The sequence below is a fragment of the Rhodococcus sp. FH8 genome, from assembly GCF_019266085.1.
Taxonomy (GTDB): domain Bacteria; phylum Actinomycetota; class Actinomycetes; order Mycobacteriales; family Mycobacteriaceae; genus Rhodococcus_F; species Rhodococcus_F qingshengii.
This window is the reverse complement of the sequence record NZ_LPNQ01000074.1, coordinates 98482-117715: the sequence shown is the minus strand read 5'-3', so window position 1 is coordinate 117715 and position 19234 is coordinate 98482. Positions and strand designations below refer to the sequence as shown.

Genomic DNA, 19234 nt, shown 5'->3' with positions numbered 1-19234 from the left:
GTCACCGGAGCAGCTATAGCTCGAGATCTTGCTTCACACTTAGGGTGTATCGCCGTACATCACTGTCAGGGTGACGATTTCGGAACCGGTCAGGACTACCCTCGACCAGTCCGGATGAAGAGTATTGCTTGTTCCGCCCGATGATGGCTTCACTGCTATCGGATGGGACAAAACGATCTCTCGATCCGCGAGTTCCATATCTGGAGAATACTGAGCAACGCGGCCCCTCCACACTGTTCCGTCCCGAAGCTTGATTCGGACGTAGACAGCAGTAGCCGTGTCAGGTTTGTGGTCGCGAAAGACGACCTGCCACGCCGACCGGTATGCGATCGTGGCGGTCTCCTTGAAATGCGTGGCCCAGAAAAGCAGTAAGGCTGCTGCCAAAGACACAACTAGCCCGAGCGCACATGCCCAGACAAGTGCAGCGAAGTGATCGGCAACGTAGGCGCTGCCTCCGCGCACCAACGCCCCCGGGTTCGGGAAGGGTTGCTTGTTCCACCACTTTTTCGCAAGGGCACCGGTGAGGACAAGCACGCCCATCGCGACAGAACTGCACAATGTGGATACCAAGGCGACGCGACTGATCTCGGTGAACGTCGATTCGCGGCGTTTGATCCGTTTGTGCGCACTGCACAGGTCATATAGAAGTCCGGGGGCAACGAACAAGAAGAAGGCCAGGACGGTAAACCACGAACTAGGAGTCACCGATCAGTCGTCGAAGTCGTGCCAACGCTCTGCATCGGTCTCATTCGGGCCGAGACTTCGTTCCTGATCACGCACGACCACTGGGCTTTCGTCAGTCAGCGAGTCGATCGAGCCCAGAATAGTGTCGGGCTCGTCTGGTCGGACCATCCGCAGAATTTTGTCCGAGAGTTGATCGTCACTCATCTGACCTTCGCTCCATTCGTATCGGGCGCCGGAAAACTTCTCGCGACACCAGGAACCATCAGTTTGCCCCACCTAGTCGGAACGTGGCCACGGATCATCCAATTCGATGCGTGAGCCACGGGCAGAGTGCAGAGGCAGCCACAGGTCGGTGGCTCGGAGTCGAGTCCGATTGGCGCTACTGCCCGTGAAATGAGATACGCCATACCTTCTGTACTTATAGGGCGTGGCCGACATTGTCGTGTTCTAGCGCTTCGGCTAGAGATGCACGAAACTTCGATCTGCTGCTGGGGCTACCCTGACAGATCTCGACAATGAGCTCCCGCGCCTCGAATAGTGACCGCTCGGATTCGCTTCCGTCGAAACTCTTGAGGGCGAGGGTATTTAGCACCTGCGCGTCTGCTCGACCGGGGGCAACCAGTCCAGCCTCGACAAGTTTTTCCCAGATCGCTTCCATTGTCGACGCATCGTCGGTTCCCCCTGGCGGGAAAGCTGTGGCAAACCGTTCGGCGTGCTTCTCCAGGGTGTTGGCCGCACGCGTCGCTATAGCATCTGAATCTGTCGCCGCAAGACTGACGAGGAATGCTCGCGTGGATCCTGCGTTCTGATCAGCCAGCAGGGCATCTAGTTCACGCCACACCGTTCGGTTCAGATCCTCGGACTGCTCCATGAACGGAACCAGTGCGTCGGCGAGCCGCGTTGTGTGGCTACCGATGGGGCCGGTTACAAGCCGAAGTGCGGTGACGACCAGTTCGATTTCAAATCTCGGAGTGTTGGCCGCGAACCCATCCTCGAGAGCATCGATTGCCAACCCTGATCCAGGCATTACCAGTCGGTTCACCGCATTACTGTGATTCGAAGCCGTCAATCGCGACAGAACCGTGTCTCGCAGATAGAGCCTTTCCGCGAAGATATAGCCAGCAGCGAGCAACCATGTGTGGCGCCAGTGGGCCGATGGAATCAGCAGCTCCAGTTTATCGGCAGCGTCTTCGCCCGCCATCAGACACCGAGCGGCAAAGAATTCAGCGAGGCTTCGGACTTCGAACGCTAGACCGTCCATCCGTGGGACCAAGAGCACCAATCGCTGCTGTGCGAGATGCAGTATGTTCTTGATTAATTCGTCTCGGTCCGATTCACGGTACCCATCAGATTCGAGAATGCGGCGGGCGATAGCCTCGAGTTCCTCCACCGCCAGGATGGATTCGGCCTCGCCAGCGAGCTCGGCACTAGCATGTATGGCAAGTCCGCACTGTTCGTGAAGTTGATCGAACTGCGGTCGATAGGTATCCAGTACATCACTAATTCCCGCGGGCTTATTGCACTCGCGCGCATAGATGACGTCGTAGTAGCTCTTGAAGAGCGAGTACCGGCTCGCGGGAGCCTGTCGGCGTTGCTCGAGCAGAAGGCTCAAGATCGTCACCTGTAGAGGCGACGTCATCAGGCGAGCTGTCTCTGGACGTCGCGACGCTGCGTCCAACCGATCAAGCGTCTGTTCTTGCCGATCAGGGTCATCTGCAAATCTGTTTCCCAACAGCCGCGAGGCATAGTGCAGCGCGTCTTTCGGCGCCAGCGGAGCCAGGTGCAGCTCTTGATAGTCGATATCCGGATCACGTTCGAACCCAATCGGCCGTGACGTGCATATGGTGAAGACGTCTGCCTTCAGCGCAGCCATTTCGTTCAAGAAATCCGAGATCCGAGTAGACACCTCACTGCGGTTGTCGGCAGATGCGACTTCGTCCATGCCATCGAGAACCAAAAGTAAAGGCCAGACCGTCAGCAGCCGCTTTACCTCTTGAACCGTGATGGAATCTGAGCCGCGGTGGTTGATCACGTCGAGAATATGCTGCAGCAGCGTCAGGTTCTTGGAGCGGTTTACTGCATCCGCGAAGGTACTTAGTACTACCCGAACAGGAAGCCGATGCAAGGTCGGGTTAGGTAGACCGGCGGTATCGAGCGCTTCACGGATCTGTCCCGCCCGCTCCGCGATCTGCTGCGTGACCCGTCCTGACGCCGCTTCCTGCACCAACGCAACGCGATACATCTGGCATAGCAGTCGAGATAACGTGGACTTCCCAGAACCCGGACCGCCCAAGATCACCATACGATCGCGTGCAACGGGCCGGAGTGAGGGGGATAGAATCTGATCGCCTCGCTCTATGAGCAGCTTCAACGCCTGTGAGGGCACACCGCGCCGAGGATCAAGGGAAGCTGGAAGGTCAACAGCAACTTCCGCGAGTGATAACGGTGAATTCGTGCTGTCACCAGACTCTCCAAGTTCGACCTTGATGTCGCTATTAAGTGTGCGGGTGACATGACCGATCCACGCATGAGCGATCCGCTCGTCGGAATCAGTGACCTGCTCGTAAAGTCGTGAGATCACATCACCTGGGAGCACCAGATCCGCGTAGCTACGCCGCACCTCACCATTGTTCTCCAACAAACGGTCCAGGTATTCAGCGTGCCACACAGCGTAATCTCGGAACTCCGGCATTCCGATCTTGATCTTCTTCCTTACTGGATAATGGATCTCCTCGGTCAAGTCGCGATAGTGCGCGAACAGTCTGTCTAGGCGGTCCAACCCACCCGAATATGCAACAGAAGTGAGTGGGACATTGGTGACGAGGACCAGATAGTCAGGTTTGTTCAGATGACGTTTCTTCTTTTGGTCAATCCATGCATCAAGCTCGGTAGTCACCTGTTCGAAGAACCAGGATTGATCGGCTGCGGTGGTGGTCAGCCGCTCTCGATACTTCGCTTGGATAACACCGTATCCGTTCCATTTGCCCTTGCCCTCCATATTGACCTTGCCACGAAAGGTCGCCTCACGGCCGCCATCTGGGCCGGAGCCGAAGATATCGACTCCATGGCCAAGATGGTCGAGGGCGAGCGCCTGTACAAGGTGCTCGAAACGGTTGCTGCCAAGCCGAGCGAGGTCGTAGGTCACCTCGATGAGGTTATGCGACAGCGCTCGGATAGTTGCTCGTAGGGACAGTCGACATGAGATCCGTTAGTAGGGACTTAGCGTCTACGGCATTGGCACAACCGTTGAAACTGTGGCAAGGGCTCTCGTTGTGGCGGGTATCGATCAGCAGTCAGTACCAAGCTGTGCGGCTGGCCTGGGAATTCGTGTGATGGTCGGTAGTTTTTTCAGTTCATGAGGTCTGCGCGGTGCAGGAAGGTTGTCGCAGCTTCGGCTGTTGGGAGACTACCCGCGCTGATGTCGATGTTGATGCCGTTGACAGCGTTGACGTAACGCACGGAGTTGACGGCATCGCGGTATTCGAGGCGAGCTGCCGCGGTACGTGCGGTGTTTTCGGTGATGAGTTCGGGTCGGTCACCTTCCCGCCAGTCCTGGAGTATTCGTTCGGCTTCGATTGTGTTCACCCAGACGAGGTAGACGATCCCGTTGTCGGCGAGACCTCGGCTCAGTGGTGATACGGAGGAGACAGTGCAAAAAAGGTAGAGGTCGCCGGCTTCGGTGTTCGATCCTTGTGAGCAGATGCTGTTCTGGGCAAGTATTGGTGGGAGCGTGGCTGTGACGTCGTCCATCGTGATGTGTGTTCCGCCCGTCAGTGGTGGAAGCGACGAATTCGACGCGGCCGGGCTGTTTCTATCGATACTTGTGTTGGCGCAACTTGTGAGAGCGAAAGTTGCTGCGGCTAAGGCGATCAGGTACTGGAACCGTGGCGTTTTCACAGATTCTGTTGGCACGGGGCGGGACGGCATTTCTGAATCATTCCTCATGTGCCGCAAGAGGCTTCGTGCGCGTGGTTTCGTTTCGTTCTGGCTTTGGGCGGTATACGCGTAAGATCGAAGCCATTGTTAGATGTTCCGGCGCGCTACCACAAGTGAATACGGCCAATCTTGCGTTGATTTCCTGAGGGCGGCTCTTTCGATTGGTTGGTAGCGACACAGACCAAAAACTACTGTTTGGCGTATTGTGTCGGCGCCGCTACCTACACTTGAGTCACTAGTACCCTGATGAATGAGGACCACATGGCCGACCCCAGAGCCTTCGCAAGTTTCGATTTCGACAACAATGCCACGGAGAAGATGTTGTTCGCGGGGCAGGCAAAGAGTACGTCGCCGACGCCGTTTACCGTGCAGGACTGGTCCAGTAAATCGGCTCTGCCGCAGGCGCAATGGGAAGCGCTGATCAAAGCGAAAATAGCTCAGACCAACATGTTGATCGTCCTGGTCGGGAAGTACATGGCCTCGGCGACAGGAGTGAACAAAGAAATCGCTATGGCTTCCGAATTGGATGTGCCAGTATTCGGGGTCTACGTCGGGGGTGCCGGCACCTTGAGCACGTTACCAACAGGTTTGCAACGTAATCGGACCATTGCGTGGAACTGGCGCGACATCGCAGCTGCCGTCGATCAGATGATGACTGAAGGAAAGAATGCATAGTGAAGCGGGCACTTCTAGTCGGTATCGACTACTACTCCGAGTTCGATTCGCTTTCAGGCTGCGTCAACGATGTGGCGGCTTTGCGTCCGCTACTCTCTCGTAACGAGGACGATTCTCCGAACTTCTCGTGTCGAATCGAGACGGCCAGTGACGAGAGCAGCGCTCTAAAAAGAGACGTTTTGCTGGAAGGAATCGAGGAACTTCTTGCTCCGGGCGCGGATTTTGCCCTCTTCTATTTCGCAGGACATGGAGCGCAGTCAGGTGGGGATGTGTCGTTGGCGACCTCCGACGGCACAGCCATCACCCCGGGTGTGAGGTTCACTGAAATCCTGGAGAAGATCGGTGCCAGCCGGGTGAAAGAGGTCATTGTGATCCTCGATTGCTGCTTCTCAGGCGGAGCGACTGCCGTTCCCGCTCTGATTGGCGATGCTGCAGTGCTCAGATCTGGCTTGTCCGTGCTTACTGCCAGCCGTGGTGAACAGGTGTCGATGGAAACCGAGGCAGGGCGGGGACAATTCTCAACCTATTTCGAAGGCGCCCTCGACGGCGGTGCCGCTGATGTACTCGGGCATGTCAACGTCTCTGGGTTGTACGCATATCTTTCCGAATCTTTCGGTGCTTGGGAACAGCGCCCCACGTTCAAAGCGAATATCGATCGCCTGCACGACGTCCGCAAATGCGACCCCCGAATACCGCTTCCCGTACTGCGAAACCTCTCGACGTGGTTCCCGACACCAGACTACGTGTTTGCCTTGGACCCCTCCTACGAACCAACAGAAGAACCACGCAATGTGGAGAACGAGGCGGTCTTCTCCGGGCTCCAGAAGCTGCGAGCATGTCGACTCATAGAACCAGTCGGAGAGGACCACTTATACTATGCCGCAATGAAATCAACTGGATGTGAGCTCACCGCACTCGGCAAGCATTACCGAAATCTCGTTGGTGCTGAGCAAATATGACAAGGATTGGTATCACCGGACATCAGCAGATGCCCGAGGTGGCGATCGACTACGCAGTCAGCGGCATTCGGGACGTTTTGGCCAGGGCCGAGCGGCCGCTGGTAGGTGTCAGCAGCCTGGCCTCAGGCGCTGATCAGCTCTTCGCGAGAGAACTCGTCGCTGCGGGCGGACAGCTCCACGTGGTTGTTCCCGCGGCCGATTACGAAACGACGTTCTCGGACGAGGACGCCGGGCACTACCGCCGCTTTCTCGCACAAGCGTCCGAGGTGACCCACCTAGAGTTCGAGCATTCTGACGAGCCCGCCTACAACGCTGCCGGGCTGTGGGTCGCCGAGCAATGTGAACTCCTGATCGCAGTATGGGACGGCCTACCGGCTCGGGGACTGGGCGGCACAGCAGATGCCGTCGCGCACGCCGAACGACTCGGTCGCACAGTGTGCATCCTGTGGCCACAGGGAGTCCGTCGACAGTAGTGCACACATTGTTCCGCTTGCTTGAACGGTCGCTCCAAAGGTGACGAAAGGCGGACGGGTACGCGCATCCGAATGCGAGCCGGCGACGATGCGCGAGCCTGGTTTAACAATCGCAATTACCCACCAAGCCCGGCTTCGCTCGATGCTCCTGACTATGTCCGATGCGTCAGAGTGCAGTCCGGCCGCTGTCCTCGTTGTTTCCAGGTAGAATTCGCCATAAACAGCAAGGGGTAGGTGACGCGATGAGCGTAGAGACTGAGCGAACTCAGCCATATCGGCCGGAACGGATTGAACGGGGTGGTCAGATCTACTCGTCCACTCGTCGTCCCGTTGTCCGGAAGCCCGCTCCGAAGACCCCTGCCCAGCCACAGTCGAAGAGCGAAGAGCACGGAAAGCAAAGCGACGAATGAACTCTCGACCCACATCGAAGCACACTGACGACCATTTCAGTCAAGTACAGGTTTCAACTCGTCGACCGGTGATACGGCCGGCTAGCAGCGGGCAGTCACAGGAGACGCCCTCACCGGACACTCCGTCCGCTGAACCCGAGCAGCCGACAGCCACGTGAGTGTTCCAAACTCTCTACTCGGACTTGTTCTCTTCGTTGCACTTTTAGCACCAGGTTTGGTGGCAATCCAGACCGGTCCGCGGAAAAAACCAGTTGCTAAACCCACCGCACTACGGGAAATTGCAGGAATCATTTTCCGGTCTCTGATCAGTTTGATCGTTGCCGCGTGCGGGATGGGAATCGTTCGGAAGGTTTTTCCGCAGAGCACTCCCGATGTTGGGTCACTAGTGCGAGAACCTCACAGCTACCTCACCCAACACTACGTGTCAGTCACGTGGTGGGGATTGGCAACTCTAGCACTTGCATGCACCCTGGCATGGGGCTGGAGCCGACTGTCGACCACGGAACATTTCGAGCGGATCTCCAATGGCAAGTTAGCCGAAGCCTTCAAGACCAAGCAGATCATCGAGACTGTTCCGGCTTGGTGGATCTTGTTTAAACCGAAGGTTTCTGAAGACGAACCAGTGCGCGTCATGGTCGACATCACGACCGAAAACGATGTCGTCTACTGCGGGGAGCTGTATACGTTTAGCCCCGAGATCGACGAACACGCAGACCGTGAACTCACACTGATTGAACCGATCATAAGGAAGACACCCACGCCCAGTGGTGGGTCTGCTTACGACGAACAACTTCTCGACGCATCCTTGTTCGGTATCAGTGCCCGCGAGATCAAGCACATCGCGGTGAAATGGGAACAGATTCCCGAGGACTAAGAATGTCTCTTATGTGGGTAGTCGGGAGTTTTCATTGCTGTACTGACCCGCACACCTCCGAGTGGGCGGAGGCATTGCAAGGGCATCCGCAACGAGCGGATTGGAGCTTACTTCGGTATTGGCAGCCCTGGACAGAGTTCCTTATATCCGAGATCGGTTGAAACCCAGTCCTTCCAGTCCCGAACCGTGATATTTGATGTTAGTTTGTCGCAGATTTCCCACCTCCACATTCCGGGGCCCGGCCATATACGTGCCCCGCCGTCACTGCTTGTCGATATGACGTGCTGTCCATCCACACTGAAAGCGACGTTGTGGATTTCGGCGCGGTGACCACTCATCGGTGATCCGATGGACTGGCCAGTTGTTGCATCCCACAGCCGAACAGTTCCATCCGCACCCCCCGATACGACGTACTGCGCATCTGGGCTGAAAGAAACAGCCCAAACTTCATTTTGGTGTCCGAGGAGAAGCTGATCTGGTGAGCTTTCGTCGAAGACATTCCACATCAGAACGCTGCCATCTACATCACCGGCCGCGAGGTGGTCGCTGTCGGGGCTGAACGCGACACTAAGCGCGCCCAGCGATGACTCCTTCTCTGATCCGACTTGTTCCAGAATGCGGGCGTCCCAAAGGCGGACGTCGCCACCCGCCGAGGCAAGATACTTACCATCCGGGCTGAATGCGATGCCCAGCACCATTATCGGATGGCCTACGAGAGGCTTCCCGATCGGTTTGCCAGTAGCTGTGTCCCACATACGGATTGTTCCATCGGCGCTTCCTGAGGCGAAGCGTCTTCCATCTGGGGCGAAGGCGAGGGATGAAACACCAGATCGACCGGTATGGATGCCAACACCAAGGGGGCGTGCATCAGTCAAGTTCCAACGCTGAATGGCTCCGTCTCCGCTGCCGGTAATTGCTGTCGTTCCGTCTGGGCTGACTGCGACGCTGGTCAGATCTGTGGCAGGTCCATCGATCTGCTTGCCGCTTTTCTCACCGGAAATGGGGTCGACTTGCTGAAGACGGCCGTCGGGTCCGGCAATAACCATATTCCAAGCGTCCTGGTTCAAAGCCGACTTCCATACCATTTCTTCGTTGCCTCGCAACGACTCGCCGACCTCGTGTGCAGGGTCGGTCGACCATATTCTGATGGTGCTGTCAGCCCCTCCCGAAATAACACTCTTCCCATCAGAGGTGTAGACGGCATCGTTGACGAAATCACTGTGTCCTACGAGCGGTCGTCCGATCGATCTTCCCGTCGCGGCATCCCACTGTCGCAGGGTCCGGTCTGCGCTGGTCGACAAGATGCGTGCGCCATCGGGACTGAATGAAACGCTGCTCACCCAATCATCGTGGGCGGCAATTGATTGCCCGAGCTGAGTATTAGTTGATGTGTCCCACAGTCGGAGGGTGTCGTCGTTACCGGTACTGACCGCGCGAAGGCCGTCCGGGCTGAACGCCGCGCTGAAAACCTCCGACTGGTGGCCGGTGAATGGCTCTCCGATTGGCGCGCCGCTGTTCGCGTCCCATAGGCGAAGAGTGCGGTCCGCGCTGGTGGACAAGATCCTTTCTCCGTCGGGACTGAACGACACACTACTCACCCAACTGTCATGAGTAACCGCAGATTGCCATATCTTGCCTATCTGGCTGGCGTTGCGGATGGTTATTGCACCGTCGCGGCCACCGATGACGATGCGCCGGCTGTCTGGGCTGAAAGCCACGCTGCTGGCTCCCTCCCCCTGAGGCCTCAGTGATGCAAAGAGACTGCTTAGGTCGGCCTTCCACAATTGAACAGTCCCGTCATTGCCGAGGGCCACGATGGACTCGCCATTAGGGCTGAATGCCACATCGGAAACAGATCCAATTTCCGTAGATTGCCGCTCAACAGGTTGCACAGTAGCCGTGTCCCAAAGGGTTATCGTGCCGTTCCGTTCACCAGAAGCAATTCGCCGAGCATCTGGGCTCAACGCGATGCCATTGACTGGGGATTCGGCCTCGGCAATCTTCGAGGTGTTTCTGCGAGCGAGAACCGCATCGAGCAGTACGCCCTTGTCGAAATCAATTGTAGAATCCCCAGAGCCGACGGCTGAATACAAGGCGTTGAGAATTCCGCCGCGCTCCGCGTTGTCGGCTATCTCTTGCGCCGCGAGTAGTTGTTGCAACGCGCGTACATCCCCACCTGCTCTCGCGTCAGCGAACATTGCTTGAGCTTGTGATATGAGAGAAAGTGTCAGTGCCTGATCACGCTGCTCGATAGCAGATCGCTGCTGATCAGCGGCTACGAAGGCGAACACTAGTGCGATCACTAAGCCAAGAGTCGTTCCGGTAAAGGCGAGTCGCCACCTTCGCAGTGTTCTACGCTGTTCATCGGCGTCTTCGCTGATGAGCTCCTCTTTCGTCTTTCCATGAGGGCGTGCCGCGAGGCTTGCGATCTTCTCTTTGAACTGTGGCGTACGAAGACTCCACGGTGCGTCATGTGTGACGTCGACATACAACGGTTCGGTAGGTAGAACCCCGTACTGTGTGAGGGGCGTAGGTGCGACATTCTGCGCAACCTGCGGGTCGAAACTCTGTGTTTGACGATTCCACCGCACCTCCCCCCCATAGACCGCGAATAGCATCGACGCAGACCCTCGGGTCTCTAGCCAGTAGTTGATCTCATCGGTCACCCACTTCTTTTTAACCGAAATCGGCGACAACAACACGATCATGTATTGGGATTTGTCCATCGCCGCCGCGGCGTCACTCCAGATGTCAGGACCATTGACCATATCTGTGGTATCGCGGAAGACACGCAACGCGCGAAGTTCACCGAATCGCCGTTTGAGTTTGTGGAGCCCTCTCTGTATTGCGTGCGCAACAACCACATCCTCGTGCGCATAAGAGAGAAATATGGCGTACTCATAGGTTTTGCTGGACGTCATCGCAGCAAGCGGGGACCCAGCCGTGTCCCTCCGTAATTTTCTCCCAAACACTAGCGAATCGTAGCCCACGATCGTGGCTCTAGCCGAGAAGTCCGAGACGCGAAATAGATGCAGAAACACGCTCAAAGAATTGCTGCACAAGCACCCTGAGGTGTGAATCATCACGTTGATTGATAGTTGATGTACCTAGTTGAGAAATAGATGGTCCGTGGTATGCGCATTCCAAGCACTGTCCGCGATTCTGCGGGTGGTTTCTGTACCATCTTGAGGGTGTGTCGAGGCGACAGCTTCGATACACCCGGACTACGCTTTGGAGCCTAAAAACCGCACCGAACCAATCACACAGAGAAATGATCGCTCGGTGCTTGGATCGACGGCAGGGCACCATGGTCCCTCCAGGTTCCGTCGCTGCTCGACCCGGACATCGGCCCGGTGTCCCCGTCCAACAAAATCCGTAGGTGCGGGTCGGCGTGGTGAATCCACCACGCCGACATCGCTGAACCGTCTTCGGAGGCGCGGGCGTTCTCCCATGCGTGCCACAGCGTCGTCAGACGAGTGACGACCTCCCGGTATCGCCACCATCTCGCGTCCCAGATCAGCCCTCGACCGGCGGCCGGGGAGAGGTTGCGGTTCACGACACGGGCGAAATAGCCGTTGACGAACTGCTCCACGCCCGAGAAGACGGGCTCGATCTCCTCGAATCTCCATGGCTCGTCCGGAAGTATCCCCGCAGGTGCGGGCACGGACCGTAGCGGACCGTGCCCCTTCCAGGTTCCGTCAGGCAGGGCACCGGACATCGGTCCGGTTTCGCCGTCGAAGAGCACCCGCATATGAGGCTCGCAGTGCTGGATCCACCATGCGGACACCGCTGCTGCATCATCGGTGTCCGCATACGCTTCTTCCCACGCGAACCACAGCGCGGTCAGTCGTGCGACCACTTCGTCGTGTCGCCACCAGTACGCATCCCACATCAGACCTTTGCCAGGCTTGGTGGAGAGCTTGCGGTTGATGTTGGCCGCGAGGTAGTCGGTGACGAAGTCCTCGACACCGAAGTACACCGGTTCGACCTTCTCCGCGACCGGCTCCTCCGCTACTGGCTCTGCTGTGACAGGCATGTAGTCGTCTTCGAGACCATCGATCTCGCCCAGGTTTTCGAAGTCTTCGTGGTCGTCGAGTCCGTCGTTCAAGGTTTCGAGGTCTCCGAAGTCATCCATCGGTCATCACCACTCGTACGGTTCGTCGGTGGAATCAACGTCTGCCGGAACGGTGACCGTGCCGTCGAGGTCGACGTCGATCAGCCCCTCCGGATTGCCGTACTTCTCGTTCGATTCCTGAATTTTGGCCGCGTGAGGGCCGTTGAAGTAGAACGCCTTTCGGATCAGAACTGGCGGGTTCTTCGGGAATCGCACCAGCGCCCGATCGCCGGGCAGGGCGGCGAGGTCTTTGACGGACAGGATCGGTTCGGTGCGGTACGAGAGCGAGCTGCTGTTGCTTCCGGAGCCGTGGTTTCGGCTTTCCACCGGCACCTCGTGGGTGCCGACGAGATCCGAGAGCGTGCGCAGATAGTCGGTGTCCTGGACGTTGCCGCCGTAGTAGTGGATTGCACCGGCGATCATCGCGTCGGTGTCTTCCTTGCCCCACACCCGGACGCCCTGTTTCGTCGACTGCAAGAACGTGCCGAGAATGATTCCGCGGGAACCGAAGTGCGAGTACCACTTCGGAAGATCCTTCAACGGGCAGATATTCGCAGCCTCGTCGAGCATCGCCACGAACGGAACCTTCAACCGACCGCCGCGAGACTTCAAGCTCAATTCCACCGCGCCGGCCAGAACCTGTCCGATCAACGCCGTCGTCAGCGGCGCTGTCGAGTCGGGACCTTCCATCGACAAGGCGTACAGAGTGTCGGTCGAGGACACGAACGCGACCGGATCGAATTCCGGTAGCGCGTGCATGTATTCACCCGTCTCCGTCCGTACGCTCGCGGAATCGCTGTCCGTGGCAGAGCCGGTGGACGAATGGAGGGTGTTCTCGACGATGATCTTTCGGCGTACCGGCGGCGTGACTGCAAGCGCGTAGTCGTCGTCGGAGAGGACGTTGAGGAACCGGCGAGCCATGTCGTACAGTCCGTCGCGCTGCTTCGAGGTCAGAGCTTGAGTGTCGCGGATACGTGCAGCTGCACGACGCTTTCCGGTCGATTCGAGGATGACTGCCGGAGTGGGGTCCTGGTCCCGGCCCAGCCAATCGACAACGTGAAGCAGGTCCCCGCCTACTCCAGCAGCGGCGAGGATGTACAGCGCCAGCAATTCTTGCGCCCCGCCGTCGAAGTACGCGTCGGCGCGGGCACCAGGCTCTTTCGATGCGCTGACGAAGAATCCGGCTAGTTCGCGAGCCGAGCCCAGCCGTTCGATCCTCCGCAACGGATTCCACCAGAAGTTGGTGGTTCGTTGGCCGGTCACTCCTTGCAGATCGAACAGCCACACCGTGCCGCGTTCCTCACAGATCACGCGCGTCGCCTGATAGACATCCGGCTTGTTTCCGCATGTCAATGAGGCTCCAGGCGCCTCGGCGATGGTGGGAATCACCACGGCCGCTGACTTACCCGTACGTTGGCCACCGACTCCGACAAGGTTGTCTTCCCAGCTCATCCAGATCGAGGTTCTCCCCCACACCAGCGGTCCCAGTTCGATACCCGGCTTCTTGTGCGCGCTGGGGTCGGCGTCCGGGCGTAGGCGGCGGGACTTCTTTTCGGCGTCCTTGCCGGTCATTTCCACCAACTCTCGCGGTGATGCCATGGTCCTGGCAGCATCGTCGATCTGGCGGCGGTCCTTCGGGCGCATCCGGACGACGACGACCGCGATTGCGGCGACCACCACGGCGAAGACGACCATCAGCATCGTGGACTGCCACGGCCATGGACGTCGACCGGATACGGCTTCGAGCAGCGCGGCCGGAGGATTCGGGTTGACTTCGAGTCCTGCCATCGCGCTGCCGGCGGACAACGCTCCCCACACCGTCAGGCCCAGGCCGATCACGCCCACGAGCGCGAGGACTTTGAACAGTTCGGTCCGGTTGGTGCTCGTCTTGTGCTTACGTGCTTGTGCCATGGTCGGCTCCGTTCGATCGAGTGACGGTGGTGCTCACGTCAGGTGTTCCTTGCGTAGCGGCGGTAGGGGTCAACCGGGAACGACGTTGTACGAGACCAGTCGCCATCCGGAATCGGTGTGCTCGAGGTCCGCGCTCATCGTCTGATGCGAGTACGGCGTTGACGATCCGTCCGCGTGGAGCACTGTCTGGCGTACCTGAACGCGCCACGTCTGCTTCTCGGGAGTGCTGTGGACCGGTTCGGGTTCGACGGTGGCCGATGCCGAGATCACGTCGCCGGACTGTTTCCACAGCTGCCAGGATGGAAGCGGGCGGATTCCTTCTGCAGGCGGCATCGACGCCTCTGTAGCCAGGTCACCGCCGAGCCACGGCAATGCCCGCCCCATGGCTGCGCCGGGTGACGGGTCGATGACGGGCTGCCAGGAGAACATCGCGGAGAGTGCGCGGCCTGCGACCGTTTCGGGTGACGCTGTCTCTGGTGTGCCGTCGTCGACGTGTACGTGAGCGTCGGTGCCGCTCACTTCCGGTGCCTGGTCAGTTCCGCATCCGGCCAACGCGATGCCCAACGCCGCGACCGAACAAGCGACGAACGCAGTCAGCCGTGATCGGCAGCCTCGTCGGGGCCTGGCGCCATTGGGTACGTCGGTGCTCGGTTTGGTGGTCATCAGTTTTCACTCTTTCCGTTGCACGGCCGAGCGGCGAGTAATTCGAGCACAGAGTCGGCGCAGGAGGTACACGAGCCTTCGCGGTGTCGAACGCTTGCGAACCTGTCGGCAAGGCGGAACACTCCGTCGTTGTAGGTGACGCGCGGGTCGCGGACCGTTCCTTCTGCAGGATCGACGATGTCGACCATCGTCCTGCTGACTCCGCCTCCGGTCAGGGAGATCCACCAGGCCTTGTCGCCGGCTTTCCAGTGATCGTCGCTGCGCCAGGGTTCTTTCGAACCACGTGCAGGGATGGCAGGTGAAGTGGTCATGGCGGTTCCTCGTCGGCTCAGAAGCGATTTGTCATTCGGATCGGTGGGGTCATTCGTCCAGCGGGCAGCAACTCTCTGCCCGCCGGCCGCAGCTACCTGGTGGCCTTGCGTCTCCTGGTCTTGGTTCCGGGCGCGCGGTCGTCGAATTTGAGGGTGAAGCCGAAATTCTTGTATCCGTTGTGAGTACTCACCGCCAACGCGCCCTTGGCCGTGTACTTCTTGCCGTCCTTACTCGTGGCCTCGAATTCGATGGTCTCCCCGGCCAACAGCTTTGCCAGTTCCTGCTCGGTGAAGTCTTTGCCGGCCCAGTGCGCGTTGGCTCCCCAGCCGCGTCCCTTGAACTCGACTTTCTTGCCCTTCCACACTCCGCTGACCAGGTCTGTTCGCGGCGGACGTTCCTCGAACTGTGGTTTGAAGCCGACGAACGGATGGCCCTTTTCCGTCACTGCGGCTTCGAGCGTGCCCTTGCAGGTGAACGGCTTTCCCGACTTGGGACTTATCGCCGTGATCTCGATGATCTGACCAGCAAGGAGTGCAGCCACCTCGGCATCGGTGAATCGGTGCCCGCAGAACACGCGCTTCGCGGTGGTGACCACGGCGTCGCCGTGGGTGAAGTGCAGCGCAGGCGGCAAGGTGATGTTCTCGACAGGCGGCCGTGTCACTCCAGCCTTGGCCATTCGCTCTTTGAGTTCGGCCGGCAACCTGCTCGCGTTCGTTTTCATCTTCTCGAGGTCGTGGCGAACCAGGTCTTCCACCAGTGCCAGGAATTCGGTAGCCGCACTCGTACCTGCCTCGACCTGGGTCATCTGCTCGAAAACCTGCTCGGTGATCGTCAGATCGCCGATGTGCGTGCCCGGCAGAATCCGGTGGTTGAGTTCGCCGATCGCGCTGAGCGTGATTTTGCCGCGCTGCTCGATCATCAGCGCCTTGCCTGTGGCGTTGTTGGTGACTTCCGCGTAGGTGCTCGTGCGGGTGGCACCGGTGCCCACGCTGCGTTTTTCCAGCTGCTTCATCAGCCACCCCATCGTCGGGTGCGGCGGCCGCGTCGGAAATCCCTCGTGGACGAACGGTTTCGCGATCGTCCCGAGAGCCGTCGCACCTGATGTTGTTTCGTCCTGTTCGTCTTCGTCGTCCTCGGCTACGAACACGCCTTTCCAGCCGAGCACTGCGGGGACGTTCAGTGAACCGACGAAACTCGGGTACTTCTCGACGTGCCCGCGGTGCTGGTCGTACTCGTAGTCCGGAGCAAGCATCGTCAGATAGTTCCTGGCGAGGAGTTCGTAGATTTCTTTGCCCAGTTCACCGAACTTTTCGGCGACGTCGGCCAAGCTTTGGGGGACGTTGGGACCGGGGCGGTTCGCACCGTGCGCGCCGCCGGACTTGATGTGGCTCTTGCGCGGGGTTCGGTGGCTGAGCACTCCGGGGTCCACGCCGACGACGGCAGCGATCGTGTCGACCAGCGGTAGCAGTTCGTTGAACTGTTCCTCGGAGATGAACTTGTCCTCGGTGCGAGGGTAGGACACGACCTGCGCCTCGTACATCCGCTGGTAGGTCGCGAGGACATCCTTCGCGGCGAAGCTCTTCTTCGACAGCAATGAGGACAGACCCGCGAGGTCCATCAGCTTCGGCGGCGCGGTTTTCTTGCGAGTGGTGCCGTCGTGAACCACTGGAGAGGACTCCAGCCCGCCGGGGACATCGCCTTTGTCGACGAACCTGTCGATGTCGGGATCGGTGTAGGTGACGCCGTTTTCGTCTCGAAATCGGTTCTCGTAGAAGGGTTTCTTCACGTAACTCTTGTGCGCGTCGAGGCCGTCACCGACGATCACGACCATCGCGGATTTGAGTCGGCCGTTGCGTAATACCGTGCCCGAGTTGGACACCTTTGTCGCGAGCCGCGTGAATTGCATCGACAGCATGTCCCACTTGTCGCGGAAGTCGGCCTTGCGGTAGTCGCCCTCGTCCTTGATCGAGGTCACCGATCGGCGGGCGCTGAACGCTTTCCGCAGTGACGTCGGCGTTTCGTCGAGGAACTCCATCCGTTCGAGCTTCTTGCCTTCCAGGCCCAGGTATTCCACGATTTCCCAGCCCAGCAGGGAACCTTCGCCGGTCGGGTCGAGGTCGGCGGCGTTGCAGATCGTCTCGCACGTCGACAAAGTGGATTCGAGTTCGTCGAGCAGACTCTTCGCATCCGGGTCGGTGATCAGCTTCTTTCCAGAGACCTTCCGCCGGACCTCACGCTCCCACCGGAAGTCGGCGGCATTCCACGGCAGATGCTCCAGGTCCCAGCTCTTGTATCGCTCGGAGAGCGGCGCGGGAACCATCGCCGAGGGGTCCTTCAACCCCAGTAGATGCCCGCGGGCATTGACGATCACGTAGTCCGTGCCGTCGAACGTACCGGTCATGCCGCCCAACGCAGCAGCGAAGTTGCGTGCTGCCGAGGGCTTTTCCGTGAGAATTCCGACTTTCCCCATGCTATTTCTTCGCTTTCTCGTTGATGCTCATCAGCCCGTCCTTTGCTGTCGTCCGGCGAAGGAATGCTCGAACTTAGGGATGTCCCAATGCTAGCCCATGGTGTCCTATTGTCGGGACGCACTGTCAGGCCGCGAGTTCGTACTGCTGGGCCGACGCCTGGATCTTGTCGGCGTAGGGGCGGGTCTGGTTGACGTAATCGGATGAGCCGGTCGGGAATCCGCCGCTGGATTGGACTGCGCCGAATCCAGCGTTGTATCCGGCGAGGTAGAGCTCGACCGGCCCGTTCGGTGCGGAGATGGTTCCCGCGGCGATTCCGGCGTCGACCTGTCCGGCCAGTTCGCACATGTACCGTCCCTGGGCCATCACGGCGTCCCCGATGTCGTAGGGCGAGACGGTGCCGTTTCCGTCGTCGTCCTGGCCGTATCCGGGCCAGGTGCCTGGCATGAACTGCGCCGGGCCTTGGGCGCCGGTTTCGCTGACGGCGTTGACGTTGAATCCTGATTCCTGCTGGATCTGAGCAGCGATCAAACTCGACTTGATCTGCGGGCACATGGTGCCGGCCTTGATGATCCACGGTTCGAACTCCGGCGGCACTTTCCCGGCCTGGAGGTTGTTCTCTCCCCCGCTCACCGACGAGTTCGGGGCGCACTTGGCAGCAACGGAACCGGCGGTTCCCTGCGCTCCAGGGGCAGATCCGTAGCTGGTCAGCTCGTTCGGGTGGCCGCCGCCGACGGTGGTGACGTGAACGTGGTCGTAGTGATTCTGGGTGGGGCTGCCCCGGTCGTCCATCTGATTGCTGGGACCGTCAGCGGGGATGTAGACCTGCCGCCAGATGACGTATTCGACGTGGAAGGCGTCTTTGTTCGCCACGACATATTCGGCGATCCGGTCTCCGAGTTCTTTGCCGGCGCCGGTGTCGTAGTCCGGGATCATGATGTCGGCCGCGCGGCCGGACGGGTGATCGTCGAAGGCGTCGAACTCGCGCCATCCTCCGATGGTCTTGAGTTCGGGGAACTTCTGCGCCACCGCACGGGCCACACGGATGGTGTCGACCTGCCAGTGCTCTTCCGATCCCATCGACGCCGGGAGCGGAGGAAGATCCCCACCGGTCGAGGGCGGAAGCGCATTGACCGAGGAGTCGCTCGGAGCGGACGGTGCCGCGCCGATGTCGGTCGAGGCCGCCACCCACGGTGCAGGATCGACGGCGGTGCCGCCGGAGAGGCGTCCACCTTGCCACGTCTCGAAGTGCAGGTGAGCGCCACCGGGGCCGGGCGGGGACACTTCGCCGTTGTAGCCGACGCTGGCGATCTGCTGTCCTGCTTTGACCTGATCGCCGGTCTTGACCAGCAAGTCCTTCTCGAACATGTGGCCGTAGACCGTCGACCAGACCTGGCCGTCGATGTTGTGATCGAGGACGATCCACACACCGAACCCGCTGGCGGGTCCGGCTTCGGCGACCACGCCGTCTGCGGAGGCGTAGATCGGTGTTCCGGCCTCGGACCCGAAGTCCTGGCCGTTGTGGTTGGTTCCCCATCGAGGGCCGAACGGAGAGGTGAGCTGGTAAGTGCCCTCCTTCATCGGCTTGACCTTGGTGCCGGCAGGCAAGTTCGGTGCCGTCGACGAGATCCCCGGCCCGCCGCACGAAGTCGACGTTTCGTCTTCGGGCGAGAGAATGATCGTGAACAACACCACTAACGCGGCAATGAGGCACAGGCCGGTGACGACGGCCTTCGACGAGGAACTCTTCATACG

At 59.4% G+C, this 19234-nt stretch carries 15 protein-coding genes; 4 read left to right on the top strand and 11 right to left on the bottom strand.

Translation table 11 applies throughout. The features are described from left to right. Positions 1 to 39: 39 nt before the first annotated feature. The 4 genes from ATN38_RS20305 to ATN38_RS20290 form a co-directional block, all read right to left on the bottom strand. Positions 40 to 705 carry a DUF6338 family protein gene (locus ATN38_RS20305; RefSeq protein ID WP_218748516.1) on the bottom strand — a complete coding sequence of 222 codons (666 nt, stop codon included), beginning with the start codon at positions 703 to 705 and terminating at the stop codon, positions 40 to 42. Positions 706 to 708: 3 nt separating this feature from the next. Next, positions 709 to 888 (bottom strand): hypothetical protein, encoded by a 180-nt coding sequence (locus tag ATN38_RS20300; RefSeq protein ID WP_218748514.1) that lies wholly within the window; start codon positions 886 to 888, stop codon positions 709 to 711. 214 nt (positions 889 to 1102) lie between these two features. Further along, positions 1103 to 3829: an NACHT domain-containing NTPase gene (locus tag ATN38_RS20295; protein ID WP_218748512.1), complete on the bottom strand. Its 2727-nt coding sequence runs from the start codon at positions 3827 to 3829 to the stop codon at positions 1103 to 1105. A 203-nt stretch (positions 3830 to 4032) separates the two neighbouring features. Next, a complete protein-coding gene (locus ATN38_RS20290) occupies positions 4033 to 4434 on the bottom strand; it encodes a hypothetical protein (protein ID WP_218748511.1) in 402 nt (133 codons plus the stop codon). A gap of 447 nt (positions 4435 to 4881) precedes the next feature. Between ATN38_RS20290 and ATN38_RS20285 the strand changes: the two genes are divergently transcribed. The 4 genes from ATN38_RS20285 (at position 4882) to ATN38_RS20270 (ending at position 8011) form a co-directional block, all read left to right on the top strand. Next, complete coding sequence (locus ATN38_RS20285) at positions 4882 to 5295, top strand: TIR domain-containing protein (protein ID WP_218748504.1); 414 nt, start codon at positions 4882 to 4884, stop codon at positions 5293 to 5295. Further along, a complete protein-coding gene (locus ATN38_RS20280) occupies positions 5295 to 6254 on the top strand; it encodes a caspase domain-containing protein (protein ID WP_218748502.1) in 960 nt (319 codons plus the stop codon). Before ATN38_RS20285 ends, ATN38_RS20280 begins: the two co-directional genes overlap by 1 nt. After that, entirely contained in the window at positions 6251 to 6727 is a 477-nt protein-coding gene (locus tag ATN38_RS20275; RefSeq protein WP_218748500.1) for a hypothetical protein, read from the top strand. The genes ATN38_RS20280 and ATN38_RS20275 overlap by 4 nt, the downstream gene beginning before the upstream one ends. Positions 6728 to 7291: 564 nt before the next feature. Then, entirely contained in the window at positions 7292 to 8011 is a 720-nt protein-coding gene (locus ATN38_RS20270) for a DUF6338 family protein (protein ID WP_308256381.1), read from the top strand. A 107-nt stretch (positions 8012 to 8118) separates the two neighbouring features. Here ATN38_RS20270 and ATN38_RS20265 read toward each other — a convergent pair whose 3' ends face one another. From ATN38_RS20265 to ATN38_RS20235, 7 genes are all read right to left on the bottom strand, one after another. Beyond that, complete coding sequence (locus tag ATN38_RS20265; protein ID WP_218748496.1) at positions 8119 to 10932, bottom strand: TIR domain-containing protein; 2814 nt, start codon at positions 10930 to 10932, stop codon at positions 8119 to 8121. Positions 10933 to 11270: 338 nt separating this feature from the next. Then, positions 11271 to 12146: a DUF4913 domain-containing protein gene (locus ATN38_RS20260; protein WP_218748495.1), complete on the bottom strand. Its 876-nt coding sequence runs from the start codon at positions 12144 to 12146 to the stop codon at positions 11271 to 11273. Between the two features lie 6 nt (positions 12147 to 12152). Beyond that, positions 12153 to 14036: a type IV secretory system conjugative DNA transfer family protein gene (locus ATN38_RS20255; protein WP_218748493.1), complete on the bottom strand. Its 1884-nt coding sequence runs from the start codon at positions 14034 to 14036 to the stop codon at positions 12153 to 12155. Between the two features lie 69 nt (positions 14037 to 14105). Beyond that, the gene (locus ATN38_RS20250; RefSeq protein WP_218748492.1) at positions 14106 to 14699 is read right to left on the bottom strand and encodes a hypothetical protein; all 594 of its coding nucleotides are present in this window, start codon (positions 14697 to 14699) and stop codon (positions 14106 to 14108) included. Continuing rightward, a complete protein-coding gene (locus tag ATN38_RS20245) occupies positions 14699 to 15010 on the bottom strand; it encodes a hypothetical protein (protein WP_218748491.1) in 312 nt (103 codons plus the stop codon). Before ATN38_RS20245 ends, ATN38_RS20250 begins: the two co-directional genes overlap by 1 nt. A 92-nt stretch (positions 15011 to 15102) precedes the next feature. After that, positions 15103 to 17481: a DNA topoisomerase gene (locus ATN38_RS20240; RefSeq protein ID WP_218748490.1), complete on the bottom strand. Its 2379-nt coding sequence runs from the start codon at positions 17479 to 17481 to the stop codon at positions 15103 to 15105. A gap of 124 nt (positions 17482 to 17605) precedes the next feature. Further along, complete coding sequence (locus ATN38_RS20235; protein ID WP_218748488.1) at positions 17606 to 19231, bottom strand: M23 family metallopeptidase; 1626 nt, start codon at positions 19229 to 19231, stop codon at positions 17606 to 17608. Positions 19232 to 19234: the final 3 nt, after the last annotated feature.

What these genes read in the sequence shown, in the direction of transcription:
- ATN38_RS20255 (WP_218748493.1), bottom strand. Translation starts at nt 14,036, where the DNA reads ATGGCACAAGCACGTAAGCACAAGACGAGCACCAACCGGACCGAACTG.
- ATN38_RS20265 (WP_218748496.1), bottom strand. Translation starts at nt 10,932, where the DNA reads ATGACGTCCAGCAAAACCTATGAGTACGCCATATTTCTCTCTTATGCG.
- ATN38_RS20235 (WP_218748488.1), bottom strand. Translation starts at nt 19,231, where the DNA reads ATGAAGAGTTCCTCGTCGAAGGCCGTCGTCACCGGCCTGTGCCTCATT.
- ATN38_RS20245 (WP_218748491.1), bottom strand. Translation starts at nt 15,010, where the DNA reads ATGACCACTTCACCTGCCATCCCTGCACGTGGTTCGAAAGAACCCTGG.
- ATN38_RS20290 (WP_218748511.1), bottom strand. Translation starts at nt 4,434, where the DNA reads ATGGACGACGTCACAGCCACGCTCCCACCAATACTTGCCCAGAACAGC.
- ATN38_RS20285 (WP_218748504.1), top strand. Translation starts at nt 4,882, where the DNA reads ATGGCCGACCCCAGAGCCTTCGCAAGTTTCGATTTCGACAACAATGCC.
- ATN38_RS20240 (WP_218748490.1), bottom strand. Translation starts at nt 17,481, where the DNA reads ATGGGGAAAGTCGGAATTCTCACGGAAAAGCCCTCGGCAGCACGCAAC.
- ATN38_RS20275 (WP_218748500.1), top strand. Translation starts at nt 6,251, where the DNA reads ATGACAAGGATTGGTATCACCGGACATCAGCAGATGCCCGAGGTGGCG.
- ATN38_RS20300 (WP_218748514.1), bottom strand. Translation starts at nt 888, where the DNA reads ATGAGTGACGATCAACTCTCGGACAAAATTCTGCGGATGGTCCGACCA.
- ATN38_RS20260 (WP_218748495.1), bottom strand. Translation starts at nt 12,146, where the DNA reads ATGGATGACTTCGGAGACCTCGAAACCTTGAACGACGGACTCGACGAC.
- ATN38_RS20250 (WP_218748492.1), bottom strand. Translation starts at nt 14,699, where the DNA reads ATGACCACCAAACCGAGCACCGACGTACCCAATGGCGCCAGGCCCCGA.